Here is a 3277-nt window from a genome sequence, read left to right on the forward strand (position 1 = left end):
CACGGAGGGTATGAAGATGTACGGGATGACGAAGACGGGACCGTACGGGGTCGCACTCTCGTACTCCTACCCGCACCGTTTTTGGACCGTCGCCGGGTCGGAATTACAGAAGACCGTCGTCGAGGCCGACGACTCGCTTCACCTCATGGCGTCGGTGTGGGACCACGAGACGGGGACGATTCTCCCGTTCGACGCCGGCGTCTCGATAGAACTCCTCCGCGACGGAACCCTCGTGAGCGAAGAAGTCGCCTACCCAATGCTGTCCCAGCAGATGGGGATGCACTACGGGTCGAACTACGTGCTCGACGGCGAGGGTGACTACGAGGCACGCGTGAACGTCGGCGGCACGTCGCTCCACCGAACCGGTTCCTTCGCCGGTCGATTCGAGACGGCGGAGACGGCGGCGTTCGAGTTCACCTTCGATACGGACGAACTCTACGACGTCGAACTCGAACGTCTCGGCGACGAGGCAGGCACTCGCGGTGCCGTCCCAGCGATGGAGATGATGAACATGCCCATGGGTGCTGCACCCGGAATCGATTCGCTCCCCGGCACGCATCTCGGCCGACAGACGAGTGGCGATGCGTTCTTCGACGCGTTCGCTGTCGAGGACGGGACACAGTTCGACGCAGATGGAGCCTACCTCTACGTCTCCGCGCGGACGCCGTACAACGAATTCATCCTCCCGATGATGGGCGTTCGCGGAACCGTCGAACGAGACGGGGCGACTATCGCCGACGGCGAACGACTCCGCCGGACGCTCGACCCCGAACTCGGCTACCACTACGGCCTCTCGGTCGATTCAGTCGAGTCGGGCGACACGGTGACGCTCACCGTCGACGTTCCACCGCAAGTCGCCCGCCACGACGGATACGAGACGGCGTTCCTCTCGTTCGACTCGATGCAGTTCGAGGTGTGACACGACGGTTCGAGAGGCCCGCATCCCCGACGCGACCAACAGAAACGTTCAGAACCCGCCACCGCTGACTTTCGAGTGACCAACGGATGACCACGGACATCGACGCGACACGTGACCGCCACGTCTGCGAGACGTGCGGTGAGGCGTATCCGGCCGAGCGACTGCTGGTCCTCCACCGGGGTGCGCGGCACCCCGACACCCTCGATGCCAGCGAGGTCGAAGCGTACCGTGAGGCGTACTACGACGAAGAACGCGAACTGAAGTCGTTCCGTATTCGTGCCCTCGGCGTCCTCGTCGCACTGTACTTCGGATTCCTCATCCTCTTCATCCTCTTCGCCTCATGACACGACCGACACTCCTCAGGCGGGTTGGCCTCGGCATCTTCCTCGCGAGTCTCGCAGCGCTCCTTTCGGACCCAGTCGCCGCGAGCAACGCCGCCGTCGGCCTCGCGGGTGCATCACAGGACAACCTCGCGGTTCCACGATGGCTCTACCTCGCCACCGGGGGTGCGACGGTCGGTGCCTCCGCACTCCTTGCGAGTTTCGTGACCGACCGCCGATTCATCGAGCAGGTCCACCGCTGGCGTCGCTCTGTCGACGTGACCGACGGTCTTCGTCGGGGACTCGGTGTGCTTGGTCGTCTCCTCGGACTCGCACTCCTCGCGTTACTCGTCTACCTCGGGTACACGGGTCCGCAGGTTCCGACCGTCAGTTTCGCCGTTATCATCGTCTTCGCCGGCCTCCGCGCGGGATACACGATGTTCACCTACCTCGTCACGGACACGTGGCGAGTGCTCAACCCGTGGCGCACGCTCTCGGGCGTGCTCCCCAGTGGGTTCGTCGAGTATCCCGACAGACTCGGCCGGTGGCCTGCGGTCGCTGGAATTCTGGCACTCGTCTGGATAGAGACGGCCGCGGGTGTCACTCGTGACCCAGCACTCCTCGCTACCGCGCTCGTCGGGTACTCGGTCGTCACGCTCGTCGGTGCACTCGCAGTCGGAACGGACACGTGGTTCGACCGAGCGGACCCCGTCTCTGTGTTCCTCCACTTCTACGGCCGGGTCGCCCCGATTCGCGTCGACGACGACGGCATCTCGGTCCGCCTTCCGGGGATGCGTCTCGTCACAGACGACGAGGTGACCGACATCGCCGACGTTGCCGTCACCGTCGTCCTCGTCTGGGAACTCACCTTCAGTGGGTTCGTCACGACAGAACAGGGCGCGTCGGTCATCCGCGCCATCGTCGACGTGGGTGTGCCACCACTCCTCGTCTACGCACTCGTCTACCTCGGTGGGTACGCCGTCTTCCTCGGTCTCTACCTGTTCGCGGCGCGGACGACGGTTCGGAGAATCGAGACGTTCGAGACGCCGCGGGCGCTGGCCATCAGATTCGCACCTTCACTGCTCGCTATCGCAGCCGGGTATCACCTCGCGCACTACTTCGGGTTCTTCGTCTCGCTGTCGCCGATGCTGGTCGGCGCGCTCTCGTCACCGTTGTCGCCGCCGGCCAATCCGGTCGTTCTCACGCTGCCTGCGTGGTTTGGCGGACTGAACGTCGCGTTCGTCTTGCTCGGGCACTTGCTCGCCGTCTGGGTGGCACACTCACAGGCGTACCGGACGTTCCCGAGTCGGATGCAAGCGGTCCGAAGTCAGTTCCCCTTCGTCGCCGTGATGATTCTCTATACGATTCTCAGTCTCTGGCTCATCTCGTTGCCGACAGCAGCACCGCCGTTCCTCTGAGTATTATTAACTCAATCTCTATTCATTGTTAAGATAGACTATTTTCGGACCGTTTGATAACAGGTGGATTATTAACTGGTCGCTGGCTAGTGGCGGATATGAGCGAACACGACGGACGTGTCACGGACGACCCAGACACGTCCACGAACCCACCGGACGACTGCGGGTGTGACGACGCCTGCGACGTCGACAGCGAGGCGGGTTCGCAGTCGGTGGGTGTGACAGACCCAGACGCCGCTCGAAGCCGGGCGGAGTTCGGCGTCCCCGACATGGACTGTCCCTCCTGTGCCGGCAAAGTCGAGTCGAGCGTCCGTCGACTCGACGGTATCGGAGACATCGACCCACAGGTGACGACGGGCCGACTCGTCGTGGATTACGACCCCGGCCGGACGAGTATCGACGATATTCGAGCCAGTATCGAGGGCGCAGGCTACGCCGTCGAAGACGAACCAGCGGTACGAACGGTCACCCTCACGGTTCCCGACATGGACTGCCCGTCGTGCGCCGGAAAGGTCGAAAACGCCCTCGAAACCGTCTCTGGCGTCCTCGACTACGACACGCGCCCGACGACGGGAACTGCAATCGTCACCGTCGCGGCCGACACGGACCCCGCAGACGTC

General features: G+C 63.6%; 4 protein-coding genes. All 4 read left to right on the forward strand.

Translation table 11 applies throughout. The features are described from left to right. The coding region (locus AUR66_RS11230; protein WP_058572498.1) for a DUF7350 domain-containing protein at window positions 1-919 on the forward strand (919 nt) is incomplete at its 5' end. Between the two features lie 86 nt (window positions 920-1005). Continuing rightward, complete coding sequence (locus AUR66_RS11235) at window positions 1006-1263, forward strand: hypothetical protein (protein WP_058572499.1); 258 nt, start codon at window positions 1006-1008, stop codon at window positions 1261-1263. Next, on the forward strand, window positions 1260-2657 hold the full coding sequence (locus AUR66_RS11240) for a hypothetical protein (RefSeq protein WP_058572500.1): 1398 nt from the start codon (window positions 1260-1262) through the stop codon (window positions 2655-2657). The genes AUR66_RS11235 and AUR66_RS11240 overlap by 4 nt, the downstream gene beginning before the upstream one ends. Window positions 2658-2755: 98 nt before the next feature. Continuing rightward, window positions 2756-3277 (forward strand): heavy-metal-associated domain-containing protein (locus tag AUR66_RS11245; RefSeq protein WP_197409747.1); only part of this gene is annotated, 522 nt, incomplete at its 3' end.

This window comes from Haloferax profundi (genome assembly GCF_001469865.1).
Classification (GTDB): domain Archaea; phylum Halobacteriota; class Halobacteria; order Halobacteriales; family Haloferacaceae; genus Haloferax; species Haloferax profundi.